Consider the following 25,669-nt stretch of genomic DNA (forward strand, 5'->3'; position numbering starts at 1 on the left):
CAAGCCGTGCTCACAAGGTAAAACGCCCCACCATTTCCAGCAGACGCCGCGACAACTGACGCAGATCCTGCACCACCATCGCGGCTTGCTGGAAGACGGTATCACTCTCTTTAGCCATATTGCTGATGCTCTCAGCCGTGCTGGCCATCTCGGTCGCGGCCCGGGATTGCTCGGCCGTCGCCTCGCTGATCTGGCCAATCTGGCTCACCACTTGCGCCATCCCGGTCTGCATGTCCTTGATGTTGTCTGCTACGCCTTCCGCGCTGCTGACCCCCAGCTGCACACGTTGACGAGTATCGGCCATCTGGCTGGCTGCAGTGGTCGTCTCGCCCTGCATCTGCCCAATCATGTTGCCAATTTCGATGGTTGCCTGGCTGGTACGCTCAGCCAGCTTGCGTACTTCATCAGCCACCACCGCAAAGCCTCGCCCCTGCTCCCCTGCGCGTGCGGCTTCAATGGCGGCATTCAAGGCCAGCAGGTTAGTCTGGTCGGCAATTTCACGGATCACACCCACCACGTCCTGTATGGAACGCGAGCGGTTTTCCACCCGAGCGACCAGCTCGGACAGCTGCAGCACCGATTGCGACATTTGTTGCATGTCCAGGGTCAGCTGCGCCACCACCCGCATACTGTCCTGCGAACGATCCTGCATCGCCTGCATGGCATGGTTTGCCTCGCGCGCGCCTTCGGCAACCTGGATGATCCGCTGGCTGACATGCTCGACAGTGGCAGCGCTTTCCTGCGCCATCATGGCCTGCTGGCTGGTTTCTGCAGACATGGTCTGCGTCATCTGCTCAATGTGCTGACTCCCCTGCTCCATGCGCACCGACTCATCCTGCACGGAGCGAAGCATGTGCTGCAGCTGGCTGACAAACTGATTGAAATGCCGGGCAATGTCTCCCAGCTCATCCTGCCGTGATTCCGGCAAACGCGCCGTCAGATCGCCCGTACCGGAGCTGAGGTTGGCCATCGCGGTCTGCAGGTGCCGCAGTGGCCGGGCCACCAGTTGCCCCAGCAACAAGGAGAGCAGAATGGCACTACCCAGGACCACCCCAGCCAGCAGCAGAGAGGTCAAGATACCACTGCGGATGGCCTCCCCCACCGAGGCCAGGTTCTCGTCGGCAACCGCCACCAACGTCTCACCACTGGGCAAGGTGATTGGCACAAAGGCGCTACGGAACTGGCCATACTCGTCTTCGTATTCATAGAACTGGGTGGTCCGGGTGCTGAATGCCCGCAGCAGGCCGGGGTTCGGGTTGGGGTAGAGCTCCAGATAGGATTGCTTGTCTGGCTGTTTTTCTTCCTCAGGACTCAGCGAGGACAGCACATAGAATACTTTGCCGTCGCGCTGGACGAAGCCATACACATACGGCAGCTTTGCTTGCTTGGCATAGGTGGTCAATTGTTCGGACAATTTGCGCATCAGCTTGAGGTCCGCCTGACCCACAGGCGGCAAGCTCAAGGCAGGTGCAGCAATATAGACAAAGGCGTTTGCCGCCACCTCCAGCCGGCCATCAATGCGCGCCAATGCCTCTTGCCGGCTCTGCCAGGCACCCCGTACCGAAAAAACGCCCACCGATATGGTTGCGATCAGGATGAACAGCAATTGCAGCTTGCGCTGCAGACTCAATGATTTCATAAGACAGCAGCCCCGTTATTGTGGATGTGCTCACGTCTGATTTTAGAAGGGGGGGCGCTGAAATACAAAAAGGCCGCACCAGGCGGCCTTTTTGCAAGGAACGGTATGCCGATCAGGCCGGGCGCACGTTCACAGTGATGTTGGCCGTCACATCGTGATGCAGGGCCACAACCACAGCATACTCGCCGATGGCCTTGAACGGGCCTTCCGGCAGGCGCACTTCGGCACGCACTACAGCGTGACCAGCGGCGGTCAGCGCTTCAGCGATGTCAACGTTGTTCACGGAACCGAACAGCTTGCCGTCCACACCTGCTTTTTGCACCAGCTCCAGCACGAAGCCTTCCAGCTTCTCGGCACGCACCTGGCACTCGGCCAGCTTGGCAGCCTCGGCCTTTTCCAGCTCAGCGCGGCGTGCTTCAAATTCCTTCAGGTTGGCATCGGTCGCACGGCGAGCCTTGCCAGTCGGGATCAGGAAGTTACGTGCGTAGCCGTCTTTCACCTTCACAACATCGCCCAGTTGGCCGAGGTTGGCTACTTTTTCCATCAGAATGATTTGCATGGCGGAATGACCTCTTCAGCGCTTAGTGGTTATCGGTGTACGGCAGCAGGGCCAGGAAGCGGGCGCGCTTGACCGCGGCCGACAGCTGACGCTGATAGCGAGCCTTGGTACCGGTGATGCGGGCCGGGATGATCTTCCCGTTTTCGCTGATGAAATCCTTCAGCAGATCCACATCCTTGTAGTCCACTTGCTTGATGCCTTCCGCGGTAAAGCGGCAGAATTTTTTGCGCTTGAACAGATTACGAGACATTTCTCGCTCCTTGTCTGAATTCGTTTATATGCTTGTTTCGTTCAACACGGCAGTCACATGCAGTATCGGTCGCGGATAGCGGAGGCTTTTGGCAGCCAGGAACCCACTGAAAGTGTGTTCCACATCCCCCGGCAAACGATCCAGCTCTGTTGCCAGCGGACCGAGGGCTACCGCCTCGATGGTGCACTGCACCTCACGCTGCCTGCCCGCCTCCACCTGAACCGACTGGTGGGCAATCTGGAACCGGCTTACCGGTGTTCCCGCCGGGGTATAGGCCAGAACCTGACGCTCCTGAACCTTGCCACGCAGCAGAACCTGATTGCTGACCTGCATTTGCCCTGACCCGTGATCAGGCCTGTGCTTCTGCCTTGCTTTCTGCGTTGTCCATCAGCGACTTGGACTTCTCTTCCTTCATCATCGGGGAAGCGGCAGTCACGGCTTCGTCCATCTTCACAACCAGATGGCGCAGCACGGCGTCGTTGAACTTGAAAGCATGTTCGAGCTCATCCAGGGTTTCCTGGTTGATTTCGATGTTCATCAGCACATAGTGTGCCTTGTGGATCTTCTGGATCGGGTAAGCCAGCTGACGGCGGCCCCAGTCTTCCAGACGATGGATCTGGCCTCCGTTACCGGTGATCAGGGTCTTGTAACGGTTGACCATGGCCGGCACTTGCTCGCTTTGGTCCGGGTGGACGATGAAAACGATCTCGTAATGACGCATATATGCTCCTTATGGAAAAAGCCTGCCGTATGCGTTTCGGTCAGGCAAGGTTTGGCTAAACGCAGCATTATAGCGATGCTGCCAAAATTTCACAATACCGATTCGTTAATCGCTTCCAGCTCCATCTGCAACGACAGCCAGCGCTCCTCCAGCTCCGCCAGACTGCCTTTCAGTTTGACTTGTGCCTGCAGGCATTGCTGCAGTGCCGCTTTTTGCTCAGCCTCATACAGGCTGCTGTCATTGAGCCGCGCCTCTACTTGGGCCAGCTCGGCCTGCTGGGCAGCCAGCTCCGGCTCCAGGCGGGCCAGTTTGTTTTCCAGCGGCTTGCGCAGCTTGGCCAGCGCTTGCCGCTGCTCCGCTTCAGCACGCTTCTGCGCCTTGCGGTCTACCGACGGCGCGGCATCGACTACATTGTCGTTGGCTGCCAGGGGCTGCTGCTGTTGCAGGAAATCCCGGTAGTCGTCGAGGTCACCCTCATAGTGCTGCACCCGGCCATTCCCCACCAGCCAGAACTGGTCGGTGGTGGTCTTGAGCAGGTAGCGGTCGTGCGACACCACAATCAGCGCACCTTGATACGCTTGCAGCGCCAGTGTCAGCGCGTCCCGCATTTCCAGATCCAGGTGGTTGGTCGGTTCGTCCAGCAGCAGCAGGTTCGGGCGCTGCCAGATCAGCAGCGCCAACGCCAGCCGGGTTTTTTCCCCACCGGAAAAAGGCCGCACCGGCCCGGTCGCCATATCACCATGAAACATGAAGCCACCGAGGAAATTGCGGAACTCCTGCTCACGCCCCTGCGGGTCCAGCCTTTGCAAATGCAGCAAGGGCGACGCATCGGGGTCAAGCTGCTCCAGCTGCTGTTGGGCAAAATAGCCAATCTGCAGGCCTTTGCCTTCCAGTCTTTGCCCCGCCAGTGGGGGCATCACACCGGCCAGCAGTTTGACCAGGGTGGACTTGCCTGCCCCGTTGACCCCGATCAGGCCAATACGCATACCGTCCAGCACCTGCAGGTCCACCTTGCGCAAGATGGTCTTGTCGCCATAGCCCGCATCCACCTGCTCCAGCTTCAGCAGCTGTTGCGGCTGGCTGACCGGTTCCAGGAATTCAAACTGAAAGGGTGACTCCACATGCACCGCCGCCACCTGCTCCATCCGCTCCAGCGCCTTGATGCGGCTCTGTGCCTGGCGGGCCTTGGTGGCCTTGGCGCGGAAGCGGTCGATATAGGACTGCAGGTGTGCCACTTGTCGCTGTTGCTGCTCGTACAAGGCTTGCTGCTGCGCCAGTCGCTCACTGCGCTGGCGTTCAAACGCCGCATAGTTGCCGCTGTAGAGCATCAGTTGTTGCTGGTCTAGGTGAAGGATGCCCTGCACCACATTGTCCAGCACATCACGGTCATGCGAGATCAGCAGCAGGGTACCGGGATAGCGCTGCAGCCAGTTCTCCAGCCAGATGACGGTTTCGAGGTCCAAGTGGTTGGTCGGTTCATCCAGCAGCAGCAGGTCTGAGCGGCACATCAGCGCCTGCGCCAGATTCAACCGCATGCGCCAGCCACCCGAGAAGGATTTGACCGGCGCATCCAGCTGGGCATCCGTAAACCCCAGCCCATGCAGCAAGGCGCTGGCTCGCGCCTTGGCGGTATAACCGTCGATCGCGCGCAGCAGGTCGTGGCAATGGCCGATACCCTCGCCATCATGGCGAGACTCCGCCGCCGCCAGTTCGGCTTCCACCTGCCGCAGCTCGCGGTCCCCATCCAGCGCATAGTCGAGCGCCGAACAATCCAGCGCGGGCGTATCTTGCGCCACATGCGCCACCACCCAACCTGCCGGAATCGAGACATCGCCTTGATCCGGGTGCAACTCGCCGCGTAGCAGACTGAACAGGCTGGATTTGCCACAGCCGTTATGCCCGATCAAACCAATGCGTTGCCCCGGAAATACCGTCACACTGGCGTCCTGCAGCAAGACCTTCTGGCCGCGCTGCAAACCCAGCTTTTTGATAACAATCATGATCCCTGCTCTTGCCCGGCCAGATTGGCGGGCCTGTTCAATTCATCTTCACCTGCAGCCGCATGGGCAGCCACATAATGCAAGTGCTGCAAGGCAACGCCATCCGGCGTGGTCATGGTCCCGCCCAAGGTAAACCCGGCCTGCCGGTAGGCCGCAATAGCCGCCAGATTCGCAACACCGGTCGTCACGCGGACCTGCTGCTGCCCTTGCAAGACAGCCTGCAAGAGGCGCCGCGCCAAACCCTTGCGAAAATGGTCCGGGTGTACCACCAAGCGGTTTATCGCACGTTGCTGGGGGGCCGGGCTCTCCCAGCCCACTGCGGCCACCAGCACCTCATCCAGGTAGCAGCCCAGCACGTGCTCACCACAGGCCTGCACCTCGGCTACGGTTTCACGCAGTGGCGGAAAGTCGGACACACCCAACCAGCCCGCTTCGACCCGGTACGCGGCCTGCTGCACCGTCCACAAGGCGGTAGCCTGCGCGCTATCCGACAGGTCCAGCAACCGCAGGCGCGGCACCGACTGCAGGCAGCGCAACGCTTCTTCCAGCGCACGCTGGATGGCAAGCTGGCGGACCGTGATGCGATCACCCGGAAAATGACAGCACACCGCCTCCACCTTGTCTGGCAGCGCCCAGGCCAGCCAGACGGTCCCTACCGGCTTGGCCTCGGAACCGCCCCCCGGCCCGGCAATTCCACTCACCGCCAGCGCCAGTTGCGCCCCGCTGCGCAGACGAGCGCCCTCGGCCATTTGCCGCACCACCGCTTCGCTCACGGCGCCGTGAGCGATCAGGGTAGCCTCCTCAACCCCCAGCAAGCTGTGCTTGGCCGCATTGCTGTACGTCACCCAGCCCTGATGGAACCAGGCCGAACTACCGGCAATGTCCGTCACCGCTGCGGCAATACCGCCACCGGTGCAAGATTCCGCCGTGCTCAGTGTCCAGCCGGCCTCTTGCAAAGCCTGGCCCAACTGCGCGGCCAGCAACCGGATGTGCACCAGCCGTTGCGCTTCCCCCTGGCTCATGTGGGTTGCCTCAGTTGTCGGTGCCAAGCCAGTAGCCCCTGAGTAGAAGCATCATGCTCGCCCGCCCCTTGCCCTTGCAGCTCTGCCATCACTTCCTGCGCCAGCTGCTTGCCATACTCGACGCCCCACTGGTCAAAGGAGTTGATTCCCCAGATCACGCCCTGCACAAACACCTTGTGCTCATACAGGGCCAGCAGTGCACCCAGTGCTGCCGGGGTGAGGGCGTCCAGCAGCAGGGTGTTGCTCGGCTGGTTGCCGGGAAACACTTTGTGCGGCAGCAGCCGCTGTGCTGTCGCATCATCCACGCCCGACTGCTGCAACTCCAGCCGGGCTTCTTCCCGGGTCTTGCCGCGCATCAGTGCCTCGGTCTGTGCCACACCGTTGGCAAACAGGTGATCCTGATGCAGCCCATGCTCATGCAGGCTGTTCACGCAGACAATAAAGTCTGCCGGAATCAGGCGAGTGCCTTGATGCAGCAACTGGAAGAAAGCGTGCTGCACATTGACACCCACATCGCCCCAGATGATCGGGCCGGTATCAAACCCCAGACGCTCCCCATGGCTGCCGATGCGCTTGCCATTGGATTCCATGTCCAGCTGCTGCAAGTGCGCAGGCAGACTGCGCAGGCCGTGCACATAGGGCATTACCGCGTGGGTATGCGCCTTGAAGAAGGTGTTGTACCAGATGCCAAGCAAGCCCAGCAGCACCGGCATGTTTTCCGCCAAGGGCGCATTGAAAAAGTGGTCATCCATGGCGTGACCACCCGCCAGAAAGGCATCAAACGCATCCATGCCGATGGCCAGCGCCACCGACAGGCCAACGGCGGACCACACCGAGTAGCGCCCCCCTACCCAGTCCCACATGGCAAAGGTCTGTGCCGGCGCAATACCGAACGCCTGTACCGCCGCCAGATTGCTGGACACCGCAACAAAGTGCTGCGCAATGGCGGATTCATCGGGGGCCGCTGCCAGCAGCCAGGCTCGTGCGGCCTCGGCATTGAGCCGGGTTTCCAGCGTGGTGAACGACTTCGATACCACAATGAACAGGGTGCGCGCCGGGTTCAGGCCACTGAGCACCCGGTGCAGCTGCTCGGGGTCGATATTGGACAGAAAATGCACCCGAGGGCCAAGTGCTTCGGGTGCCTGCAAGGCTTCCACCACCATGCGCGGCCCCAGGTCCGAGCCACCAATGCCGATATTGACCACATCGGTGATCGTCGCCCCACCATACCCCCGCCACTGGCCAGCGCGCACCGCATCCACCAGCACCCGCATCTGCTGGCGCACCGCATGTACCTGCGGCATCACCGCTTGCCCGGCGACGGTATAGCCCTCCCGCTCCGGATGGCGCAGGGCGACATGCAAAGCCGCACGCTGCTCGCTGTAATTGATCGGCGCGCCCGCCCGCATGGCCTGCATCTGCTGTGGCAGCCGTGCGGCCTGGGCCAGCTGGCATAACAGGGCAATGGTTTCTTCGTTGATGCGGTTCTTGCTGTAATCCAGCCGCAAGCCGGCAGCCGTCAGCGAAAAGCGGGCAAAGCGGTCGGGCTGACGGGCAAACAGATCACGCATGTGCCAATCCGCCGCCTCACGATGGTGGCGGATCAACGCTTGCCAGACCGGGGTGTGCTGGATGACGTAACGGCTCATGCGGGCAGGGGCAGGCGGCGATCAGAGCTTGATAAAGTGCTCACGGTAGTATTTCAGCTCTTCAATCGACTCGTAGATGTCTGCCAGCGCCTCATGCTTGCCATGCTTGGTCAGCCCCTTGGCCAGCTCCGGCTTCCAGCGTTTCATCAGTTCCTTCAGGGTGCTGACGTCCAGATTGCGATAATGGAAGAACTGCTCCAGTTTGGGCATCCAGCGGGCCATGAAACGGCGGTCCTGACAAATGGAATTGCCACACATTGGCGACACCCCTTGCGGTATGTGCGCGGCAAGAAACGCCAGCATGCGTGCCTCAGCCTCCGCCTCATCCAGCACCGAAGCCTTTACCTTGTCGATCAGGCCAGATTTACCGTGGGTGCCCTTGTTCCAGGCGTCCATGCCATCCAGCACGGCATCGCTCTGGTGCACCACCAGCACCGGACTTTCTGCAATGGCATTGAGCTGGGCGTCGGTAATCACGGCGGCCAGCTCGATGATGCGGTCGCTGTCCGGCTGCAGGCCGGTCATTTCCATGTCCACCCAGATCAGATGGCTACTATTGTTCGACATGGGGTATCCTAGTCAGCGGTTTGCTAAAACAATCCTTCATTCTACCTGATTCCGTGGCCGGCCCCTATGCTTTAGCCTTGCCTTGGGCTTGATTTACCGTACCTTGCCCCCATTTCCGCTGGGTATCCGCACCTGAACCTGACCATGACCACGCTTAACTGGTTTTCCATCCTGATCATTACCCTGCTTGCCATCAGTACCGGGCTCCAGTGGTGGCTCACGTCTCGCCAGATTCGGCACGTACAGGCTCACCGCCCTGCTGTTCCGGCTGATTTTGCCGCAGACATCAGCCTGGCGGATCATCAGAAGGCCGCCGACTATACGGTCGCCAAAGCCCGCTTCTCCCGCTTCGGCATCCTGCTGGATGCCGCTTGGCTGCTGGCAATCACCTTGGGCGGCGGCATGGCGCAGCTGCATGCCGTGCTGGGCCAGTGGATCAGCTCACCGCTGTGGCATGCTGTAGCCACCGTAGTCAGCCTGTTGCTGCTGCAATCCTTGCTGCAATTGCCATTCAGCCTGTGGCGCACGTTCCGGCTGGAGGCCCGCTTTGGCTTCAACCGCATGACGTTGCCGCTGTTCTTGGTTGACATGGTCAAAGGTGCCGCCTTGGGTGCCGTGGTGGGCATTCCCTTTCTGGCGGGCGCCCTGTGGCTGCTGCAGAGCATGGGCGCGTACTGGTGGCTGTATGTGTGGCTGGCCTGGCTGGGCTTTAATGTCCTGATGCTGTCGCTATACCCCACTTTCATTGCGCCGCTGTTCAACCGCTTCAAGCCGCTGGAAGACGACGGCCTGAAAGCCCGTATTCACCAGCTGTTGCAGCGTTGTGGCTTTGCCAGCTCCGGCGTCTTTGTGATGGATGGCTCCCGGCGCAGCAGTCACGGCAATGCCTACTTTACCGGCTTCGGCCAGAACAAGCGCATCGTGTTCTTTGATACGCTGCTGGAGCGCCTGAACCCGGAAGAGATTGAATCGGTACTGGCACACGAGCTGGGGCATTTCAAGCGCAAGCACATCATCCAGCGCCTGATCTGGATGTTCCTGATGGCACTTGTTGCACTGGCTGCAGCGGGGTGGACCTTGCAGCAAGCCTGGTTCTATCAAGGCGTGGGCCTGGCTCAGGTCGATACCTCGCTGGGGCTCTTTCTGTTCTTCTGCATTGCGCCGCTGTTCACCCTGCCGCTGGCACCGCTCTCCAGCCACTTTTCACGCAAGCATGAGTTTGAAGCGGATGCCTTTGCTGTTGAGCATGCCAGCGCGAGCGCACTGGTCAGTGGCCTCGTCAAGCTGTACCGCGACAATGCCAGCACGCTGACGCCGGACCCGGTACACTCCCTGTTTCATGATTCCCACCCCCCTGCAGCCATCCGCATTGCTGCGCTGCATGCCGCACGAGGTTAAGCCATGTTTCTGCTCAAACTGCTGATTCCATTGATGCTGGCATGTGGTGTGGCTGCCGCCCAAGCCACCTGCTGCCAGCCGCAAGTCGAACCGATCAAGGTCAGCATGACCCGTCCGACCACAATAACTGTACCGGCGCCCTTGCTGAGCGGGGTGCAGGTACAGGATGTCGAGCTGCGCCACCTGCTGACCTACCTGCAACTGCAAGCTGCTGCACCGAAGCCCTGAGCACATGGCAAAACGCTCCAGCACGCTGCAAACAGGTACACAGACTGGCCTCGTCATCCAGAGCTTTGGCCGTCGCTATTCGGTAGAGACGGAAAACGGCATCCTTAGCTGCGTAACCCGGGGCAAAAAAACCGACGTGGTCTGCGGCGATCAGGTGCAGGTACGTATCAGCAGCCCCGGCGAAGGGGTAATTGAGGATATCGACCCACGCCACAGCCTGCTCTACCGGCAGGACGAATGGCGCATCAAGTCCATTGCGGCCAATGTCAGTCAGATCATCGTGGTTACGGCGGCGGTTCCCGCCTGCCACGAGGCCATGCTCAATCGTTGTCTGGTCGCCAGTGAAGCCGCAGGCATTCCATGTATCCTGCTACTGAACAAGGCCGACCTGCCGGAAAGTGCCGCACTGCAGCAGCGGCTTGCCCGCTACGAACAACTGGGTTACCGCCTGGTGGTGCTCTCCGCCAGGCAGGATGCTCAACCTCTACGCGCCCTGTTGCAAGGCCAGACCAGTGTGCTGGTCGGCCAGAGCGGCATGGGCAAATCCACCTTGGTCAATGCACTGCTGCCTGAGGCCAGCGCTCGTACCGGCGATATTTCCACCGCCCTCAATTCTGGCAAGCACACCACCACCTATGCCACCCTGTACCATCTGGACGTGCAGAGCCGTTTGATCGACTCCCCCGGCATGCAGGTATTTGGCCTGCACCAGATCGAGGCACGTCAGCTAGCGGAATGCTTTCCGGAGTTTCGCCCCCATCTGGGACAATGCCGCTTCAACAATTGCTGGCATCGGGTCGAGCCCGGTTGCGCAGTCGCCACAGCAGCAGAGAACGGTGAGATTGATACGGCGCGCCTGGCGTTTTATCGCGAGTTGCTGGCCGAGCGGGAAAACAGCCGTTAGCCCCAGCAGAGGCTGCCCGTCGCCAATCGGTTTGGCTGCCAGCCGCAAGCGCGGGTAAAATACCGTTTTTCCTTTGCAGCAACCATCATGACTGATCCCCGACACGCCAATCTGCAACGCGACCCGACAGCCGCCGAAGCACATGGCCATATCCGCAGCTATGTCCGCCGTGCAGGCCGGGTCACCGAAGCTCAGCAGCGCGCGCTGGATACCCTGTGGCCCCGTTTTGGCGTCGCTTACACCGAGTCCGCGCTCGATTTCACAGCCCTGTTTGAGCGGGAGGCCCCCACCATCCTTGAGATCGGTTTCGGCATGGGTGGCGCCACCGCCGACATCGCCGCTCGCCACCCGGAAAACAACTACATCGGCGTGGAAATCCACCCGCCCGGCGTCGGCAACTTGCTGAAGCTGATTGGCGAGCAGCAGTTACATAACCTGCGGCTGATCCAGCATGACGCCGTGGAAGTGCTGCGCGACATGATCCCGCTTGGCAGCCTGGCCGGCGTACACATCTACTTTCCGGACCCGTGGCACAAGAAGCGCCACAACAAGCGTCGGCTGATCCAGCCTGCCTTTGTGGCCAACCTGTGCCGCTACCTGGACAAGGATGGCTATCTGCATTGCGCAACCGACTGGGAAGAGTATGCCGTGCAGATGCTGGAAGTCTTGAGTGCGGAACCCTCGCTGTACAATACGGCTGAAGGCTATGCGCCGCGCCCGGAATGGCGTCCGCTCACCAAGTTTGAGCAGCGCGGCCTGCGGCTGGGTCACGGCGTGTGGGACCTGCTGTTCCGCAAACGCTGAATTCACAGCCCCATGAAAAAACCCGCCAAATGGCGGGTTTTTTCATGGGCATCACACGCGGCTTAGTGCGTGAACGGGTGACGCATCACGATGGTTTCATCACGATCCGGACCGGTCGAGATCAGGTCGATTGGCGCGCCACATACCTGGCCAATACGCTCCAGATAAGCGCGGGCATTGGCAGGCAGGTCTTCGTAGCGCTTCACGCCGACCGTGCTTTCCTTCCAGCCCGGCATGTCTTCAAACACCGGCTTGCAGTCTGCCACCAGCTCGGCGCCAAACGGCAGAATGTCGTAGCGCACACCATTCATTTCGTAGCCAATGCACAGCTGGATAGTTTCCATGCCGTCCATTACGTCCAGCTTGGTCACGCACAAGCCAGATACACCATTGAGCTGAATGGAACGCTTCAGCGCAGCCGCATCGAACCAGCCGCAACGGCGGGCACGACCGGTGGTGGCACCGAATTCGTTGCCACGCTTGGCCAGATAAGCACCGGTATCGTCGAATAGCTCGGTCGGGAACGGACCCGAGCCGACGCGGGTGGTGTACGCCTTGGTAATACCAAGCACATACTGCAGCATTTGCGGGCCGACACCAGCACCCGGCGAAGCGGCACCGGCGATGCAGTTGGACGAAGTCACGAACGGGTAAGTGCCGTGGTCCACGTCCAGCAGCGAGCCTTGCGCGCCTTCAAACAGGATAGGCTTGCCAGCCTGGGCCAGCTCGTACAATTCACGCGATACGTCGGCCACCATCGGCTTGATGCGGTCGGCAAAGGCCAGCGATTCGTCCAGTACCTTCTGGAAATCGACGGTATCGACCTTGTAGTAATGCTTGAGCGCGAAGTTGTGGTAGTCCAGCACTTCACCCAGTTTGGCCGCAAAGCGCTCGCGGTAAAAAAGGTCCTGCAGGCGAATGGCACGGCGCGCCACTTTGTCCTCATAAGCCGGGCCGATACCGCGACCGGTGGTGCCAATTTTGGCCTCACCCTTGGCGGCTTCGCGAGCCTGATCCACTGCACTGTGGTACGGCAGGATCAGCGGGCAAGCTTCCGAAATACGCAGGCGCGAGGCCACTGCCACGCCCGCATTTTCCAGCTTGTCGATTTCATCCAGCAGCGCCTTGGGCGACAGCACCACACCGTTGCCGATATAGCAGGCCACGCCTTCGCGCAGGATGCCGCTCGGGATCAGGTGCAGCACGGTTTTCTGGCCACCGATGACCAGCGTGTGACCGGCATTGTGGCCGCCCTGGAAGCGCACCACGCCTTGAGCATGATCGGTCAGCCAATCGACGATCTTGCCCTTGCCTTCATCACCCCATTGGGTGCCAATCACCACTACATTACGAGCCATTGTTCAGTTCCTCGACACTCGGTATGCCGCGATTTCGCGGGTGTATCCAGACAGTATAGATGCCGTGCGCGGTTCAGGCGCGCGGCAACACCAGCCACTGCCCGTCCTGCAGGCATAGCTGATGGCTGGTAACCGGCGCTCCTTCACCCAGATCGCGGATTACCACTTCGCCCTGCGCACGCAATTGCGCCACCGTATCCTGCAACGCCGCGTCCATCTGCTGCGGTGCCAGGATGCTGCGCGGCAATTTCCCGCACGGCAAACCGCGTAGTATATCGCGCAAGTCGAGGCTAAAGCCAGTGGCAGGACGTGCGCGGCCAAACATTTGTCCCATATTGTCGTAGCGGCCACCGCGGGCAACCGGGTTCGGCCAGCCATCGGCAAAGATGGAGAACACCAGCCCATTATGGTATTTGCCGGTGCGCAGCTCGCCCAGCTCAATCGAGACATTTATGCCCTGCTGTTGCAGCACGTCTGCCAGTGTGCCCAGGCTGGCCAGACCCTGCTGGATGTCCGGCAGTGCAGGCAAGCGCTCGGCAGCGGCCTGCAACACAGCCACATCACCAAACAGGGTGGGCAAGGCCCGCATCCCGCTTTGCAGATCAGCAGGCCAGTCTGCCGTCAGGCGCTCGATGGTCGGCTGGTCTTTCAGCTGCAAGGCCGCAAACAAATCGTCCTGCGCTAGGCCAGACACCCCCGCCGCCCGGCACAAGGTGCGAAAAATCCCGACATGCCCCAAGTCTACCTGCACTTGTGGCACACCCAGCACCTTCAGCGCTTCTACCGCCAGACCGATCACCTCGACATCCGCTTCGTGCGACGTGCTGCCGTACAGCTCAGCCCCCAGCTGCAGGGGCTCGCGGCTCGACAGATGACCGTTCGGGCGGGTATGCACCACATGACCGGCGTAGCACAGCCGGGTAATGCCCTCACGGTTCAGCAAGTGCGCATCAATCCGCGCCACCTGCGGCGTCATGTCCGCCCGCAGGCCCAGCATGCGGCCAGACAGTTGATCCACCAGCTTGAAGGTTTTCAGGTCGAGGTCGTCGCTGACACCGCCCGTCAAAGACTCCAGATATTCGATATGCGGCGGGATGACCAAATCGTAGCCATGGCTGCGAAGCAGCGACAGCACCGCCGTGCGGGAGGCTTCAATCTGCCAGGCAGCTTCCGGCAGCACGTCTTCAATGTATTCGGGCAACAGCCACAATTGCGTCATGATGAACTCAGAACCACAGGAGGATCACACCTGCCAGCACCGCCAGCAGGCCAAAGAACCGCAACTGGCCATCGCGGTATTGCAACACACGCAACAAGGTCTGCCGCCATTGCTGCGGTAGCAGCAAGGGTAGCAGACCTTCATAGATCAGCAGGAGCGCCAGCGACTCCTGCCATGGAAACCGGCTCACTTGCCGACAGGTTTGGCCGGTGCTGCGCTGCCACCGCCCGGGCTCTTCATGTACTTGAAAAAGTCCGAGGACGGATCCAGCACCAGTACATCCGATTTCTTGTTGAAGCTGCTCTGGTACGCCTGCATGCTCTTGTAGAAGGCGTAAAACTCCGGATTCTGGCTGAAAGCTTCAGCGTAGATGCGCGCCGCTTCAGCATCGCCCTCACCGCGCAGCTCTTCGGCCTTGCGGTAGGCTTCCGCCAGGATCACCTTGCTTTGCCGATCAGCCTCGGCCTTGATGCTGGTTTCTTCCTTGGTACCCATCGCACGCTGACCATTGGCCACTTGACGACGCTCAGCCTTCATGCGCTCATACACCGAGCCACTGATGTTATCCGGGAAATCCACCCGCTTCAGGCGCACGTCCAGCACCTTCACACCCAAGCCACTGGTCTCCGCATTCACCTTGGTGCGAACGTTAGCCATCACCTCATCGCGTTTGCCGGTAATGACATCGGCCACCGTCAGGTTACCAATCTCGTCGCGCAAGCGACTGTTGACAATCTGCTTGATGCGGTTCTCCGCGACAGCCGTATCGCCACCGGTTGCACGGTAGTACTGACCGGCATCCGCCACCTGCCATTTGATGAAGCTGTCCACCAGCAGGTTCTTCTTTTCCTTGGTGTTGTAGGGGTCCGGTGCCTCGGCATCAATGGTCTGCACCCGGCGCTCGAAGAAACGCACCGATTGCATGAACGGGATCTTGAAATTGATCCCCGGCTCCTTGACCGTCTTGACGATTTCACCAAACTGGAACACCAGCGCGTACTGGCGCTGATCCACGGTGAACATGCTCAGATAAGCTGCCCAGATGACCAGCAGCAGCATGAACAGGGTACTTAATACGCGGTTCATCAGCGCCCCTCCCGCAGTGGTTGGCCGGCATCCGAGCGTGCGGCATCCTGTGCAGGCGCAGCAGGGGTCACCACTGTCCGCGCAGGCTCAACCGGCGTGGCAGCCGGAGCCGTGGCGGTGTTCATCATCTTGTCGAGCGGCAGGTAAAGCATTTGACCACCGTTACGTTGATCCACCAGCACCTTGCTGGTGTTGCTGAGCACCTGCTGCATCATGTCCAGATACAGACGCTGACGCGTCACGGCGGGAGCCTTGGCATACTCTGGCAGCACGCGCATGAAGCGGGCCACATCACCCTTGGCACGGTCGATCACTGCATCGCGGTCACCCTTGGCTTCTGCCAGCAGCTTGGCGGCTTCACCCTCGGCTTCTGGCACCACCTTGCTGCGATAGGCCTCGCCCAGGCTCTTGCGCTGTTCGCGGTCCTGCACTGCTTTGGTGGCGTCATCAAACGCATCCAGCACCTGCTGCGGTGCCTGTACATTGCTGATGTTGACCTGCGTAATGCGGATACCGGTCTGATAGCGCTTCAGCACTTCCTGCACCGTGGCCTTGACGTCGGCGGCGATACGCAGGCGGCCTTCGTTCAGCACCGCATCCACCTTGTTACGCCCCACCACTTCGCGAATGGCAGCTTCACCCACTTGCTTGACCACTTCGCTCTCGCTGCGGTTGCCGTCCATCATGTTCTGGAACTTGAATTTGACCGGGTCTTCAATGTCGTACTGAATCGACAATTGCACATCAATGATGTTCTGGTCCTGGGTCACCATTTGCGCCTCTTCAGGCGCCTTGTTCTTGGTATCCCCTTTGTAACCAATTTCCACGCTGCGCACTTCGGTCAGGTTCACCTTCTCTACCGTTTCCATCGGGAACGGCAGGTGCCAGTTCAAACCTTCACGGGTCAGCTCATGGTATTTGCCAAAGCGCAACACCACGCCACGCTCGCGGGCGTCCACCACATAAAAGCCTGACGCCAGCCACAGCGTGGCCAGTACGCCGATGATTAGGCCTGCACCGCCAGCAGCACCGGCATTGCCCGAGCCATTGCCGCCCGGGCCAGCGCCTTTGCCACCGCCAAACATCCCGGCAATCCGGGCGTTCAGGCGGCGGAACAATTCATCCAGATCCGGCGGACCATTTTGTCCACGGTTACCCCATTGGGAGTCGCTCATCGTCTTCCTTGCTTCCAGGTCAAAGGAACCAGTTCAACCATCCAGTGGCGACCAGTCCGGGCCTACGGCATCCGGCATCGCCACCTCAACGCTACCCACCTGCACCTCACGCAACACTTCACGCAGGGCATCCAGCCCCGCGCCGGTCAAGGCACTGACGCGAACCGCGCTGATTTTACCATAATCGTCCCGCTCAACCCCGGCCAACTGGCCGGGCCGCAGGTCAACCTTGTTAAAGACCAGAATTTGCGGAATCTGTTCCGCACCGATCTCGCGCAAGACCTTGTTGACTTCAATAATGTGCTGATCACGCAGCGGATGGCTGCTGTCCACCACATGCAGCAGCAGATCGGCGTGCACGGTTTCTTCCAGCGTGGCGCGGAAGGCGGCCACCAGGCTGTGCGGCAATTGCCGGATGAACCCGACGGTATCAGACAACACCACCGACTCGTTTTCACCCAGAAACACTTTGCGACTGGTGGTATCGAGCGTGGCGAACAGTTGATCCGCGGCATAAGCACGGGCGTTGGTCAGCCGGTTAAACAGCGTGGACTTGCCCGCATTGGTATAGCCGACAATGGACACCGAGAACACACCACCACGGTGGCGAGAACGCCGCTGCACACTGCGCTGTTTCTGCGCCTTGGCCAGACGCTCACGCAACAGCTTGACCCGCTTGCCGATCAGGCGACGGTCGGTTTCCAGCTGGGTTTCACCCGGGCCACGCAAGCCAATACCACCCTTTTGCCGCTCAAGGTGAGTCCAGCCACGCACCAAGCGCGTGGAGAGATGGTCCAGCTGCGCCAGCTCCACCTGCAGTTTCCCCTCAAAGCTCTGCGCACGCTGGGCAAAAATGTCGAGAATCAGGCTAGTGCGATCAATGACCCGGCATTGCAAAGCCCGCTCCAGATTACGCTCCTGCGCGGGAGAAAGCTGATGATTGAAGATCACCACCGACGCTTCGACTGCACGCGCCACTGTGGCGATTTCCTCCACCTTGCCGCTACCAGCAAACAAGGCGGGATCAGGCCGGTCACGACGCCCGGTCACCTCATGCAGGGTATCGATCCCGGCACTGCGGGCCAGTTCGCGCAACTCGGCAAAACTTTCCAGAAAATCGGGGTCGCCAAAATCCAGCGCCACCAGCACGGCACGATCGCCAGCATCAGGACGGTCAAACACCAGAGGGACTCTTGCAGGCAGTGCCGGGGGAGAATCCCCCCGGCGTCAAAACATCAGGCATCCGCAGCGGGTTGCTCGAACGGAATGGATACAGGGCGGGCGGGCACAACCGTAGAGATGGCGTGTTTGTACACCATCTGGGTCACCGTATTGCGCAGCAGCACCACGTATTGATCAAACGACTCGATTTGCCCTTGCAGCTTGATGCCATTTACCAGGTAAATGGAAACCGGAACATGTTCCTTGCGCAGGATGTTCAAAAACGGGTCTTGTAGGATTTGCCCTTTGGCACTCATTGCAGCCTTCTCCGATCATGGTAGGTTCTTATAATGCCCTCTCCACGGAGAGGGCGGGGGCCAGCATATGGTTCACTGTAATGGATTTCACCGGAAAATACCAACCGGCCATACAGCCAGCCCGGCCTCCGGTCAAGACTTCTTGCCACCTCGCGGTGCGCCACGCGGCTTGCGGGGTGTCGGCGCGCTCACTGGCTTGCGGCGTGCACCCGGTTTGCTGCTGGCTCGCCCCGGGATCGGGGCTTCCTTCGGCGCAAACGGGTTGTCGCCCCGCTTGAATTGCACCCGCAACGGCGTCCCTTCCAGCTGGAACATCTTGACGAAGCTGTGCTCCAGATATCGCCAATAGCTGTCCGGCACATGCTCCAGCGACGTACCATGCACCACCACTACCGGCGGATTGCTGCCGCCCTGATGCGCATAACGCATTTTCGGGCGGAACATGCCGGCGCGCGGCGGCGCCTGTTTTTCGGTCGCCAGTTGCAAGGCACGGATCAGTTGCGGAGTACTGAGCTTGACCATCGCCGAGCTGTACGCTTTGTCGATGGACTTGAACAAGCCCCCCACACCATCACCCTGCAGTGCCGATATGAAGTGGAGCTTGGCAAAGCTCAAAAAGTTCAATTTGCGCTCAACTTCGCGCTTGATCATCTCGCGCTGCTCAAGCGGCAGGTTATCCCACTTGTTGATGGCAATGACCAGCGCACGGCCACTTTCCAGAATAAAGCCGGCCAGGCTGGCATCCTGATCGGAAATCTCCAGCTTGGCATCGAGTACCAGCACCGCCACATTGGCGTCTTCCACCGCCTGCAGCGTCTTGATCACCGAGAACTTCTCGATCGCCTCGGTTACCTTGCCGCGACGGCGCACACCCGCCGTGTCGATGATGGTGTAAGGCTTGCCTTCGCGCTCGAAATCAATATAGATGCTGTCACGGGTGGTACCCGGCGCATCAAACGCGATCACCCGCTCTTCACCCAGGATGCTGTTCACCAGCGTGGATTTACCCACATTGGGGCGCCCGATGATGGCGATCTTGGGATGCTGGCTGTCTTCCTCCTCCGCTGCGGGCGGGAAATCGGCCAGCACCAGATCGATCAATTCACGCAGACCATCACCATGGGCGGCAGAAATCGCCAGCGGGTCGCCCAGACCAAGTTCAAAAAACTCAGCGGTAACGACATCGCGCCGCATGCCTTCGGCCTTGTTGACGGCCAGCCACACCTTGCGCCCGGTCTTGCGCAGCTGATCCGCAATTTGCTTGTCTTGCGGGGCCAGGCCCTGGCGGGCGTCGACCAGAAACAGCACCACATCGGCTTCATCTACCGCTTGCAGGGTCTGGCGGGCCATCTCGTGCAGGATGCCCTCTTTCACCACCGGCTCAAAACCACCGGTGTCGACCACCAGATAATCCTTGCTGCCGACCTTGCCATGACCATAGTGACGGTCACGCGTCAGGCCGGGGAAATCCGCCACCAAGGCATCACGTGACTTGGTCAAGCGGTTAAACAGGGTCGACTTGCCGACATTCGGCCGTCCAACCAGTACCAACGTGGGTTTCATGCTTATTCCTGCTGGCCTCAGCGCAAGCTGATGCCGTAAACACTGCCGTTGCTGGTTTGCACCAGCACCGTTTCATTCATCACACGCGGCTGAGCCACCACCGCGCTGCCATCCAGCTGTCGCCGTGCTACCAGATGGCCATCATCTGCACTCAAGGCATGCAGCACGCCCAGGCCATCAGCCACCAGCACAAACCGCCCCAGCGAAGCCGGGCCGCTGACAGCACGGTAGCGCAAGCGGTCCTGTTTCCAGGCGCTGGCACCGTTACGCCGATCAAACGCCACAATCGAGCCGTTGCTGTCGGTCACGTACACATTGCGTGCATCCATGCTGAGGCCACGCTCACTGCTGATATCGCGTGACCACTGTTGCTGTCCATTACGCGCATCGAAGCAGGCCACCTTGCCTTGATAGGCCACGGCACACACTTGTTGACCATACACGGCGGGCGCGCCCACCACATCGGTCACACGCTCCAGCTCGGTAGCACCACGTGGCAGCGCGACAGTGGCTTCCCACAGAATCGTGCCGCGCGTCAGGTCAATGGCCAGCAGCTTGCCACCCCCCAGCCCTACATACGCCGTATCCTGATCCAGGGTGCCAGCACTATAGCCACGCAAGGCCAGCGCAGGCTGGTTACGGCTGATCTGCCATTTGCGTGCACCATTACCCAGATCATAGCCCGTCAGCTTGCCATCGCCCGTACGCACCAGTACGGTGGTCTCACCCACCAGCGGCGCGGCCAATACTTCGCTGCCAACAGGGGTTTGCCATGCCGGGCGGCCATTGGCTTCATACGCCATCAGCTCACCACGGCTGCTAACCACCACCACCTTGCCGCCACCTGCGCCCACCCCGGCAGACAGGGTCTTTCCCGTGCTGATGGCGCTCCCCCCGTCCACCTGCCGGATCAAACCGTCGGTCCCAGCCGCAAATGCATGACCTTGCGTTTCATCCGGACTGAACCAGAAATCACCCGCCGAACCGACCTGACTCTGAAAACGCACATCCAGACTCGCGGAAGGTGCAAACTCGGTCAACGGTGTCGGCGGATTGGCCTTTTCGCCAGACGTCCACAATGAGCAGCCGCCCAGCGCAGCAGTTGCCGCAGCAGCCAACAGGATACGGGTGGTAACAGCCATTATTTCACGTCTCCCAGTGCATCGATTTGCATTTCCAGACGGGCCTTCAATTGCTCATCCGACTTGGCCCGCTCCAGCGCTTGCTGGTAGGCCAGCCGGGCTTCCTTGCGCTTGTTCATGGCCACCAGCAAGTCCCCTTTCAGGCTCAGCGCAGAAGCCTGCAAGCCCTCGCCCTTGATGCTGGCCAGCGCGGACAGACCCAGATCATACTGCTTGGTATCCAGATAGACAGTGGCCATGCGCAACTGGGCCATGTCTTTCACCGGCGCCTCCTCGGCGTGCTCAGCCACCCACTTCAGGTCCGCCAGCGCCGTCTTGGTATCACCCGCCTCAAATGCAGCACGTGCCGTCAGCAGGGCTGCACGAGAGGTAAAGGCGGACTGCGCGGACTCCTTTTGCAGCTGTGCCAGCTCAGCACGCGCCTGCTTGACCTTGCCCGACTGCAGTGCCTGCTGCACCGCCTCAAAGCGGGTATCCGCAGCTTCTGCCTGCTGATTCTGCCAATACTGCCAGCCTTTATAGCCGCCCAGGGCCAGCAGGGCCACTACCACCAGGGTAATAACCAGTTTGCCGTTGTCTGCCCACCACGCCTTGAGGGCATCTATCTGTTCCTGCTCTTGCAAATCGTAAGCTGCCATGCCTTCACTCCAGCCTTATCGGTATTTCTTTGATGTTCAGTCGTGTGCGTTACTACGCAAAAGGGCAGCCACTGCAGTCACCGCCACCCGTTGTTGTTCGCCACCCTCACGGAGGTCTTTCACGGTGACCTGCCCGGCCGCCGCTTCTTCATCGCCGATGATCAGGGCAAAGCGGGCACCGGCCTGATCTGCCTTCTTCATTTGGGACTTGAAGCTACCGCCGCCCATATGTTGCTGTACCGAGCACCCCTCAGACCGCAGCTGCATGGCGACGTTCCAGGCCAGTGCCGTGGCGGCCTCGCCCTGATGCACCAGATAGGCATCCAAAGCCTGCACCGGCAACGGCCGCTGCTGCGATTCCAGGATCAGTAGCAGGCGCTCCAGACCCATGCCCCAGCCGGTTGCCGTGTTCGGCTTGCCGCCCATCTGCTCGATCAGCGCGTCGTAGCGCCCACCTCCGCAGACGGTAGACTGTGCACCCAGGTGATCCGTCACCCACTCGAATACGGTCAGGTTGTAATAGTCCAGCCCGCGCACCAGACGCGGCGTAATCTCATAATCGACACCCGCTGCCTTGAGGCGGGCCTGCAATCCGTCGAAGTGGGCCAGCGAGGCATCGTCCAGAAACTCAATCAGTTTGGGCGCGGCTTCCACCATGGCTTGCATGGCCGGATTCTTGGTGTCCAGCACCCGCAGTGGATTGCTGTACATCCGCCGCTTGGCTTCTTCGTCCAGCACATCCTGATGGGCTTCCAGATAGGCAATCAGTTTCTCACGGTGTGCCGCGCGGCTGGCCTTCTCGCCCAACGTATTGAGCTGCAGGCGCATGCCGGTCAGGCCCAGCCGCTGCCACAGGTCCGCCAGCATGATGATCTGCTCGGCATCCATATCCGGCCCAGCGTAGCCCAGCGCCTCGACACCGACCTGGTGGAACTGGCGGTAACGGCCGCGCTGTGGCCGCTCATGGCGGAACATCGGCCCGGCATACCACAGCCGCTGCGGGCTGTCGTACAGCAGATTGTGCTCCAGCACCGCGCGCAGGCACGAGGCGGTGCCTTCCGGTCGCAGCGTCAGGCTGTCGCCATTGAGCTGGTCGGTGAAGGTGTACATTTCCTTTTCGACAATGTCCGTTACCTCACCGATGGAGCGCACAAACAGTTCGGTCGGCTCCACAATCGGGGTCCGGATATTACGGTAGCCATAGGCGTGCAGCCACTCGCGCAACACCGTTTCCAGCGCCTCCCAACGGGCGGACTGGAATTCCGGCGCCGCTTTGGCGACCGGCAGGATATCGTTCATACCTTTAACGGCTTGCAGGGTTTTGGCCATGACTCGAAACAGGATTCTGGTTGAATGAGGTTGAACAGGGGTGCAAGCAGGCTTACACCGCGTGAATGGGAATGGTCTTGCTGCTACGTCGCTTGGCGCCACCCTCACAGTAACGGGTGCGCACATATTCTTCTACAATCTGCTGGAAGGCTTCGGCAATACCTTCGCCTTTCAGGGTGACCGTCTTCTCGCCATCCACATAGACCGGGCAGACCGGTACTTCACCCGTCCCCGGCAAGGAGATGCCAATATCCGCTAGCCGGGATTCGCCCGGGCCGTTCACCACACAGCCCATCACCGCCACCGACATGTCTTCAACACCGGGATATGCCAGACGCCATACCGGCATCTGATCGCGCAGGTACTGCTGGATCTTGCTGGCCAGCTCCTGGAAAAAGGTACTGGTCGTACGACCGCAACCCGGACAGGCCGTCACCAGCGGCGTGAACGAACGCAGGCCCATGGTTTGCAGAATCTCCTGCGCCACCACCACCTCACGGGTGCGGTCGCCACCCGGCTCCGGCGTCAGGGAAATGCGTATGGTATCACCGATCCCCTCTTGCAGCAGCACAGCCAGGGCGGCCGTAGACGCCACAATGCCTTTGCTGCCCATGCCGGCCTCGGTCAAGCCTAGGTGCAAGGGATAATCACAGCGCCGGGAGAGCTCACGGTACACCGCGATCAAATCCTGCACATGGCTGACCTTGCAGGACAAGGTAATCATGTCGCCCGACAAGCCCAATTCCTCGGCCTTGGCCGCAGATTCAAGCGCAGAAACAATCAAGGCTTCGCGCATCACGGCGTCAGGCGACAGGGGAGTCTCCCGGCGGGCATTTTCATCCATCATGCGGGCGGCCAGTTCCTGATCCAGGCTGCCCCAGTTGACGCCAATACGCACCGGCTTGTTGTACTCGACGGCAGTACGGATCATGAAGGCGAACTGCTCATCACGTTTGCTACCGCGCCCGACATTGCCCGGATTGATGCGGAACTTGGCCAGCGCCTCGGCACACGCCGGATGGTCGCGCAACAAGCGATGACCATTGAAATGGAAATCACCCACCAGCGGCGCCGGGCACCCCATGGCATCCAGCTCACGGCGGATCAACGGCACTGCAGCAGCAGCTTCGGCTGAGTTGACAGTAATGCGGACGACCTCCGAGCCGGCCTTCCACAGCGCATGAACCTGCGCCACCGTTGCGGCGACATCGGCCGTATCGGTATTGGTCATCGACTGCACCATGACCGGGGCATCGCCACCGACCAGGACATGGCCAATGCGGACTTGCCGGGTTGGGCGGCGGGGCATACTCATGGACGTCATGTTCTAAAACTGTTTTCTACAGACAGGATCATTCGGAGCTGGCCTGGGGCAGCGTCAACCGCGCCACATTGGCCTGCACATAGGGCTGCAGGTCGATTGGCTGGCCATTGTACTCCAGCTTGACGTGACCGGCATTGCCGACCTTGAGCTTGAGCGGCGGCGTACCACTCAAGGTGATCGTCTGATGCGGCGGGGTCAGCTGGGAATACAGCTTGCCACCCTTGCCATCAAACACTTCGATCCAGGCCGCCTCTTCCGTCAGCAATACCAATTGCGTGCCACCATCAAGCGGCGCGGAAGCCGATACGCCGCTGGCACTGACGTCCAGGGGCGCGGCGGCACCCACCAAGGGCTCGCCCTCACTGGCAGCAGGCAGAATGACCTCCAGATCCACGCCGCTGGCCGCTGGCACACTGGCGGCAGGCTGGCGCAAACTCGCCCACCACTGTTGCAGCTGCTGCTGATGCTGCCAGCCCCACCAACCCGCAGCGCCCAGACCGCCTGCAATCAGCACGGTGAACAAAGCTCGCCCAACCGGGAAGCGTGAGCGATTGCGCACCTCAACGGGGGTAGCGCGAATGGGGCTACTTGAACGCGGTACCGTTGCGGGAATCAGCACATCAAGCTGAACCATTAGTGCGTCCATGTCCAGATCAAGCAGGCGCGCATAATTCTTTAGCGCCCCCCGCAGGATGACCGGACTGGAGAAGCCATCCAGCTGCCCCTCTTCCAGCGCCCGCAACTGGCTTACCGAAAACTTCAGCTGCTGGCTCACCTCTTCCAGCGAACGGCCTTGTGACTCTCGGACTTGCCGTAGATGCTGCCCCAATGCGGCAGGGCTGATGATGCCTCCGGCTTCTGGTATCGCCTCACTCATCCCAGGCTCCCCGCCGCAGCAGCTCGGCCTCACGCGACTTCGGGAACAATTTCTGCAGCTGTGCCGAAGTGCTGTCTACCGCATCCTGCCGCCCCATCTGCCGATAGGTGCGGGCCGCCAGCCACAGCAGCTCGGGGGCCTGTATATTGGCCTCCTGCATTTTCTGCAGCAACTCGGACACCGTGTCGAAATCCTTGCTCAGATAGCGCAGCTGCGCCAACTCATACATCGCCGGAATCATCTCGGGGTTACGCTTAAGGGCACGCAGGAAGTGGGCATCCGCCGCAGCCAAATCGCCCGCTTTTCGTGCACACACCCCGGCTCGGTAATAGGCGAGATCCGGGAATTTATATAGCGGATCGCGCGCCGCCATCAGCATGTAATCCAGCGATTTGGCCGGATTGCGCTGGCAGACAAACCAGCCGTAATTATTGTTGTACTCGGAGTTCTTGGGCTCCAGTTTCAGCGCCTGATTGAAGTTGCGCTCAGCCAGCTCCGGCTCATCCAGCGCCATGTACACCACGCCCAGCGCGTGGTAGCCCACTGAAATTTCGGGGTAGGCGTTCTTGGCGGTTTCAGCCTCTTCCAGCGCCGCATTGAGGTTGTTGATCTGCAGGTATGAGAATGCCAGCTCGGCATGTACCCGGGCACGCTGGTCCTTCAAGGCCGGTGGATCATCCTCCGCCACCGCCATGCCCGCCATCAATACCAACATTACCCCGCACGCTTTACGCCACAT

Annotated in this window: 27 protein-coding genes; 4 read left to right on the top strand and 23 right to left on the bottom strand. The window is 60.5% G+C overall.

The features are described from left to right. Positions 1-10 precede the first annotated feature (10 nt). The 9 genes from ACE3O2_RS11110 to orn all read right to left on the bottom strand — a co-directional run bounded on the left by ACE3O2_RS11110 (position 11) and on the right by orn (position 8,407). Entirely contained in the window at positions 11-1,639 is a 1,629-nt protein-coding gene (locus ACE3O2_RS11110) for a methyl-accepting chemotaxis protein (RefSeq protein ID WP_374337497.1), read from the bottom strand. Positions 1,640-1,751: 112 nt separating this feature from the next. After that, positions 1,752-2,198, bottom strand: a complete 447-nt coding sequence (rplI, locus tag ACE3O2_RS11115) for a 50S ribosomal protein L9 (protein ID WP_168877053.1) — start codon at positions 2,196-2,198, stop codon at positions 1,752-1,754. A gap of 22 nt (positions 2,199-2,220) precedes the next feature. Then, positions 2,221-2,448 (bottom strand): 30S ribosomal protein S18, encoded by a 228-nt coding sequence (rpsR, locus tag ACE3O2_RS11120; protein WP_168877054.1) that lies wholly within the window; start codon positions 2,446-2,448, stop codon positions 2,221-2,223. A 24-nt stretch (positions 2,449-2,472) separates the two neighbouring features. Then, positions 2,473-2,781 (bottom strand): primosomal replication protein N, encoded by a 309-nt coding sequence (gene priB / locus ACE3O2_RS11125; RefSeq protein ID WP_374337500.1) that lies wholly within the window; start codon positions 2,779-2,781, stop codon positions 2,473-2,475. A gap of 16 nt (positions 2,782-2,797) precedes the next feature. Continuing rightward, a complete protein-coding gene (rpsF, locus tag ACE3O2_RS11130; protein WP_168877056.1) occupies positions 2,798-3,169 on the bottom strand; it encodes a 30S ribosomal protein S6 in 372 nt (123 codons plus the stop codon). 89 nt (positions 3,170-3,258) lie between these two features. Then, positions 3,259-5,169 carry an ATP-binding cassette domain-containing protein gene (locus ACE3O2_RS11135; RefSeq protein ID WP_374337503.1) on the bottom strand — a complete coding sequence of 637 codons (1,911 nt, stop codon included), beginning with the start codon at positions 5,167-5,169 and terminating at the stop codon, positions 3,259-3,261. Then, the gene (locus ACE3O2_RS11140) at positions 5,166-6,191 is read right to left on the bottom strand and encodes a nicotinamide-nucleotide amidohydrolase family protein (protein WP_374337505.1); all 1,026 of its coding nucleotides are present in this window, start codon (positions 6,189-6,191) and stop codon (positions 5,166-5,168) included. Before ACE3O2_RS11140 ends, ACE3O2_RS11135 begins: the two co-directional genes overlap by 4 nt. Next, positions 6,188-7,840, bottom strand: a complete 1,653-nt coding sequence (gene pgi, locus ACE3O2_RS11145; protein ID WP_374337507.1) for a glucose-6-phosphate isomerase — start codon at positions 7,838-7,840, stop codon at positions 6,188-6,190. Before pgi ends, ACE3O2_RS11140 begins: the two co-directional genes overlap by 4 nt. Before the next feature lie 21 nt (positions 7,841-7,861). Beyond that, complete coding sequence (gene orn / locus ACE3O2_RS11150; RefSeq protein WP_374337509.1) at positions 7,862-8,407, bottom strand: oligoribonuclease; 546 nt, start codon at positions 8,405-8,407, stop codon at positions 7,862-7,864. A gap of 144 nt (positions 8,408-8,551) precedes the next feature. Here orn and ACE3O2_RS11155 point away from each other — a divergent pair, with 144 nt between their 5' ends. From ACE3O2_RS11155 to trmB, 4 genes are all read left to right on the top strand, one after another. Next, a complete protein-coding gene (locus ACE3O2_RS11155; protein WP_374337511.1) occupies positions 8,552-9,805 on the top strand; it encodes a M48 family metallopeptidase in 1,254 nt (417 codons plus the stop codon). Between the two features lie 3 nt (positions 9,806-9,808). Continuing rightward, on the top strand, positions 9,809-10,033 hold the full coding sequence (locus ACE3O2_RS11160) for a hypothetical protein (RefSeq protein ID WP_374337513.1): 225 nt from the start codon (positions 9,809-9,811) through the stop codon (positions 10,031-10,033). A 4-nt stretch (positions 10,034-10,037) separates the two neighbouring features. Continuing rightward, the gene (gene rsgA / locus ACE3O2_RS11165; protein WP_374337515.1) at positions 10,038-10,937 is read left to right on the top strand and encodes a ribosome small subunit-dependent GTPase A; all 900 of its coding nucleotides are present in this window, start codon (positions 10,038-10,040) and stop codon (positions 10,935-10,937) included. 87 nt (positions 10,938-11,024) lie between these two features. Continuing rightward, the gene (trmB, locus tag ACE3O2_RS11170; RefSeq protein WP_374337518.1) at positions 11,025-11,741 is read left to right on the top strand and encodes a tRNA (guanosine(46)-N7)-methyltransferase TrmB; all 717 of its coding nucleotides are present in this window, start codon (positions 11,025-11,027) and stop codon (positions 11,739-11,741) included. Positions 11,742-11,803: 62 nt separating this feature from the next. Here the strand turns inward: trmB and ACE3O2_RS11175 are convergent, their stop codons facing one another. The 14 genes from ACE3O2_RS11175 to pilW form a co-directional block, all read right to left on the bottom strand. Beyond that, on the bottom strand, positions 11,804-13,099 hold the full coding sequence (locus ACE3O2_RS11175) for an adenylosuccinate synthase (protein ID WP_374337520.1): 1,296 nt from the start codon (positions 13,097-13,099) through the stop codon (positions 11,804-11,806). A gap of 73 nt (positions 13,100-13,172) precedes the next feature. Beyond that, complete coding sequence (locus ACE3O2_RS11180) at positions 13,173-14,318, bottom strand: ATP phosphoribosyltransferase regulatory subunit (protein WP_374337522.1); 1,146 nt, start codon at positions 14,316-14,318, stop codon at positions 13,173-13,175. A gap of 7 nt (positions 14,319-14,325) precedes the next feature. After that, a complete protein-coding gene (locus tag ACE3O2_RS11185) occupies positions 14,326-14,508 on the bottom strand; it encodes a DUF2065 domain-containing protein (RefSeq protein ID WP_374337524.1) in 183 nt (60 codons plus the stop codon). Continuing rightward, positions 14,505-15,404: a protease modulator HflC gene (hflC, locus tag ACE3O2_RS11190; protein ID WP_374337526.1), complete on the bottom strand. Its 900-nt coding sequence runs from the start codon at positions 15,402-15,404 to the stop codon at positions 14,505-14,507. Before hflC ends, ACE3O2_RS11185 begins: the two co-directional genes overlap by 4 nt. Further along, positions 15,404-16,579: an FtsH protease activity modulator HflK gene (hflK, locus tag ACE3O2_RS11195; RefSeq protein WP_374337528.1), complete on the bottom strand. Its 1,176-nt coding sequence runs from the start codon at positions 16,577-16,579 to the stop codon at positions 15,404-15,406. Before hflK ends, hflC begins: the two co-directional genes overlap by 1 nt. A gap of 33 nt (positions 16,580-16,612) precedes the next feature. Continuing rightward, complete coding sequence (gene hflX, locus ACE3O2_RS11200) at positions 16,613-17,761, bottom strand: GTPase HflX (protein WP_168877070.1); 1,149 nt, start codon at positions 17,759-17,761, stop codon at positions 16,613-16,615. Positions 17,762-17,814: 53 nt separating this feature from the next. Next, positions 17,815-18,057, bottom strand: a complete 243-nt coding sequence (gene hfq, locus ACE3O2_RS11205) for an RNA chaperone Hfq (RefSeq protein ID WP_168877071.1) — start codon at positions 18,055-18,057, stop codon at positions 17,815-17,817. 132 nt (positions 18,058-18,189) lie between these two features. Then, positions 18,190-19,620 (bottom strand): ribosome biogenesis GTPase Der, encoded by a 1,431-nt coding sequence (gene der, locus ACE3O2_RS11210; protein ID WP_168877072.1) that lies wholly within the window; start codon positions 19,618-19,620, stop codon positions 18,190-18,192. Between the two features lie 17 nt (positions 19,621-19,637). Then, complete coding sequence (gene bamB, locus ACE3O2_RS11215) at positions 19,638-20,762, bottom strand: outer membrane protein assembly factor BamB (RefSeq protein WP_374337531.1); 1,125 nt, start codon at positions 20,760-20,762, stop codon at positions 19,638-19,640. Beyond that, the gene (locus tag ACE3O2_RS11220; RefSeq protein WP_374337533.1) at positions 20,762-21,400 is read right to left on the bottom strand and encodes a YfgM family protein; all 639 of its coding nucleotides are present in this window, start codon (positions 21,398-21,400) and stop codon (positions 20,762-20,764) included. The genes bamB and ACE3O2_RS11220 overlap by 1 nt, the downstream gene beginning before the upstream one ends. A 36-nt stretch (positions 21,401-21,436) precedes the next feature. Next, positions 21,437-22,729 carry a histidine--tRNA ligase gene (hisS, locus tag ACE3O2_RS11225; RefSeq protein WP_374337535.1) on the bottom strand — a complete coding sequence of 431 codons (1,293 nt, stop codon included), beginning with the start codon at positions 22,727-22,729 and terminating at the stop codon, positions 21,437-21,439. Between the two features lie 52 nt (positions 22,730-22,781). Further along, a complete protein-coding gene (gene ispG, locus ACE3O2_RS11230; RefSeq protein WP_168877076.1) occupies positions 22,782-24,053 on the bottom strand; it encodes a flavodoxin-dependent (E)-4-hydroxy-3-methylbut-2-enyl-diphosphate synthase in 1,272 nt (423 codons plus the stop codon). Between the two features lie 28 nt (positions 24,054-24,081). After that, positions 24,082-24,930, bottom strand: coding sequence for a helix-turn-helix domain-containing protein (locus ACE3O2_RS11235; RefSeq protein ID WP_374337537.1), 849 nt, complete (start codon positions 24,928-24,930; stop codon positions 24,082-24,084). After that, the gene (gene pilW / locus ACE3O2_RS11240; RefSeq protein WP_374338092.1) at positions 24,923-25,669 is read right to left on the bottom strand and encodes a type IV pilus biogenesis/stability protein PilW; all 747 of its coding nucleotides are present in this window, start codon (positions 25,667-25,669) and stop codon (positions 24,923-24,925) included. Before pilW ends, ACE3O2_RS11235 begins: the two co-directional genes overlap by 8 nt.

It is taken from the genome of Leeia sp. (genome assembly GCF_041909055.1).
Classification (GTDB): Bacteria; Pseudomonadota; Gammaproteobacteria; order Burkholderiales; family Leeiaceae; genus Leeia; species Leeia aquatica.

Excerpts from the sequence above, each read along its gene's own strand:
- rpsF (WP_168877056.1), bottom strand. The coding sequence starts at position 3,169 with ATGCGTCATTACGAGATCGTTTTCATCGTCCACCCGGACCAAAGCGAG.
- ACE3O2_RS11235 (WP_374337537.1), bottom strand. The coding sequence starts at position 24,930 with ATGAGTGAGGCGATACCAGAAGCCGGAGGCATCATCAGCCCTGCCGCA.
- ACE3O2_RS11135 (WP_374337503.1), bottom strand. The coding sequence starts at position 5,169 with ATGATTGTTATCAAAAAGCTGGGTTTGCAGCGCGGCCAGAAGGTCTTG.
- der (WP_168877072.1), bottom strand. The coding sequence starts at position 19,620 with ATGAAACCCACGTTGGTACTGGTTGGACGGCCGAATGTCGGCAAGTCG.
- ACE3O2_RS11220 (WP_374337533.1), bottom strand. The coding sequence starts at position 21,400 with ATGGCAGCTTACGATTTGCAAGAGCAGGAACAGATAGATGCCCTCAAG.
- hflC (WP_374337526.1), bottom strand. The coding sequence starts at position 15,404 with ATGAACCGCGTATTAAGTACCCTGTTCATGCTGCTGCTGGTCATCTGG.
- ACE3O2_RS11160 (WP_374337513.1), top strand. The coding sequence starts at position 9,809 with ATGTTTCTGCTCAAACTGCTGATTCCATTGATGCTGGCATGTGGTGTG.
- rplI (WP_168877053.1), bottom strand. The coding sequence starts at position 2,198 with ATGCAAATCATTCTGATGGAAAAAGTAGCCAACCTCGGCCAACTGGGC.
- trmB (WP_374337518.1), top strand. The coding sequence starts at position 11,025 with ATGACTGATCCCCGACACGCCAATCTGCAACGCGACCCGACAGCCGCC.
- ACE3O2_RS11155 (WP_374337511.1), top strand. The coding sequence starts at position 8,552 with ATGACCACGCTTAACTGGTTTTCCATCCTGATCATTACCCTGCTTGCC.
- pilW (WP_374338092.1), bottom strand. The coding sequence starts at position 25,669 with ATGTGGCGTAAAGCGTGCGGGGTAATGTTGGTATTGATGGCGGGCATG.
- ACE3O2_RS11180 (WP_374337522.1), bottom strand. The coding sequence starts at position 14,318 with ATGACGCAATTGTGGCTGTTGCCCGAATACATTGAAGACGTGCTGCCG.
- hflK (WP_374337528.1), bottom strand. The coding sequence starts at position 16,579 with ATGAGCGACTCCCAATGGGGTAACCGTGGACAAAATGGTCCGCCGGAT.
- priB (WP_374337500.1), bottom strand. The coding sequence starts at position 2,781 with ATGCAGGTCAGCAATCAGGTTCTGCTGCGTGGCAAGGTTCAGGAGCGT.
- pgi (WP_374337507.1), bottom strand. The coding sequence starts at position 7,840 with ATGAGCCGTTACGTCATCCAGCACACCCCGGTCTGGCAAGCGTTGATC.
- ACE3O2_RS11175 (WP_374337520.1), bottom strand. The coding sequence starts at position 13,099 with ATGGCTCGTAATGTAGTGGTGATTGGCACCCAATGGGGTGATGAAGGC.
- rsgA (WP_374337515.1), top strand. The coding sequence starts at position 10,038 with ATGGCAAAACGCTCCAGCACGCTGCAAACAGGTACACAGACTGGCCTC.
- ACE3O2_RS11140 (WP_374337505.1), bottom strand. The coding sequence starts at position 6,191 with ATGAGCCAGGGGGAAGCGCAACGGCTGGTGCACATCCGGTTGCTGGCC.
- bamB (WP_374337531.1), bottom strand. The coding sequence starts at position 20,762 with ATGGCTGTTACCACCCGTATCCTGTTGGCTGCTGCGGCAACTGCTGCG.
- orn (WP_374337509.1), bottom strand. The coding sequence starts at position 8,407 with ATGTCGAACAATAGTAGCCATCTGATCTGGGTGGACATGGAAATGACC.
- ACE3O2_RS11110 (WP_374337497.1), bottom strand. The coding sequence starts at position 1,639 with ATGAAATCATTGAGTCTGCAGCGCAAGCTGCAATTGCTGTTCATCCTG.
- hfq (WP_168877071.1), bottom strand. The coding sequence starts at position 18,057 with ATGAGTGCCAAAGGGCAAATCCTACAAGACCCGTTTTTGAACATCCTG.
- rpsR (WP_168877054.1), bottom strand. The coding sequence starts at position 2,448 with ATGTCTCGTAATCTGTTCAAGCGCAAAAAATTCTGCCGCTTTACCGCG.
- hisS (WP_374337535.1), bottom strand. The coding sequence starts at position 22,729 with ATGGCCAAAACCCTGCAAGCCGTTAAAGGTATGAACGATATCCTGCCG.
- ispG (WP_168877076.1), bottom strand. The coding sequence starts at position 24,053 with ATGACGTCCATGAGTATGCCCCGCCGCCCAACCCGGCAAGTCCGCATT.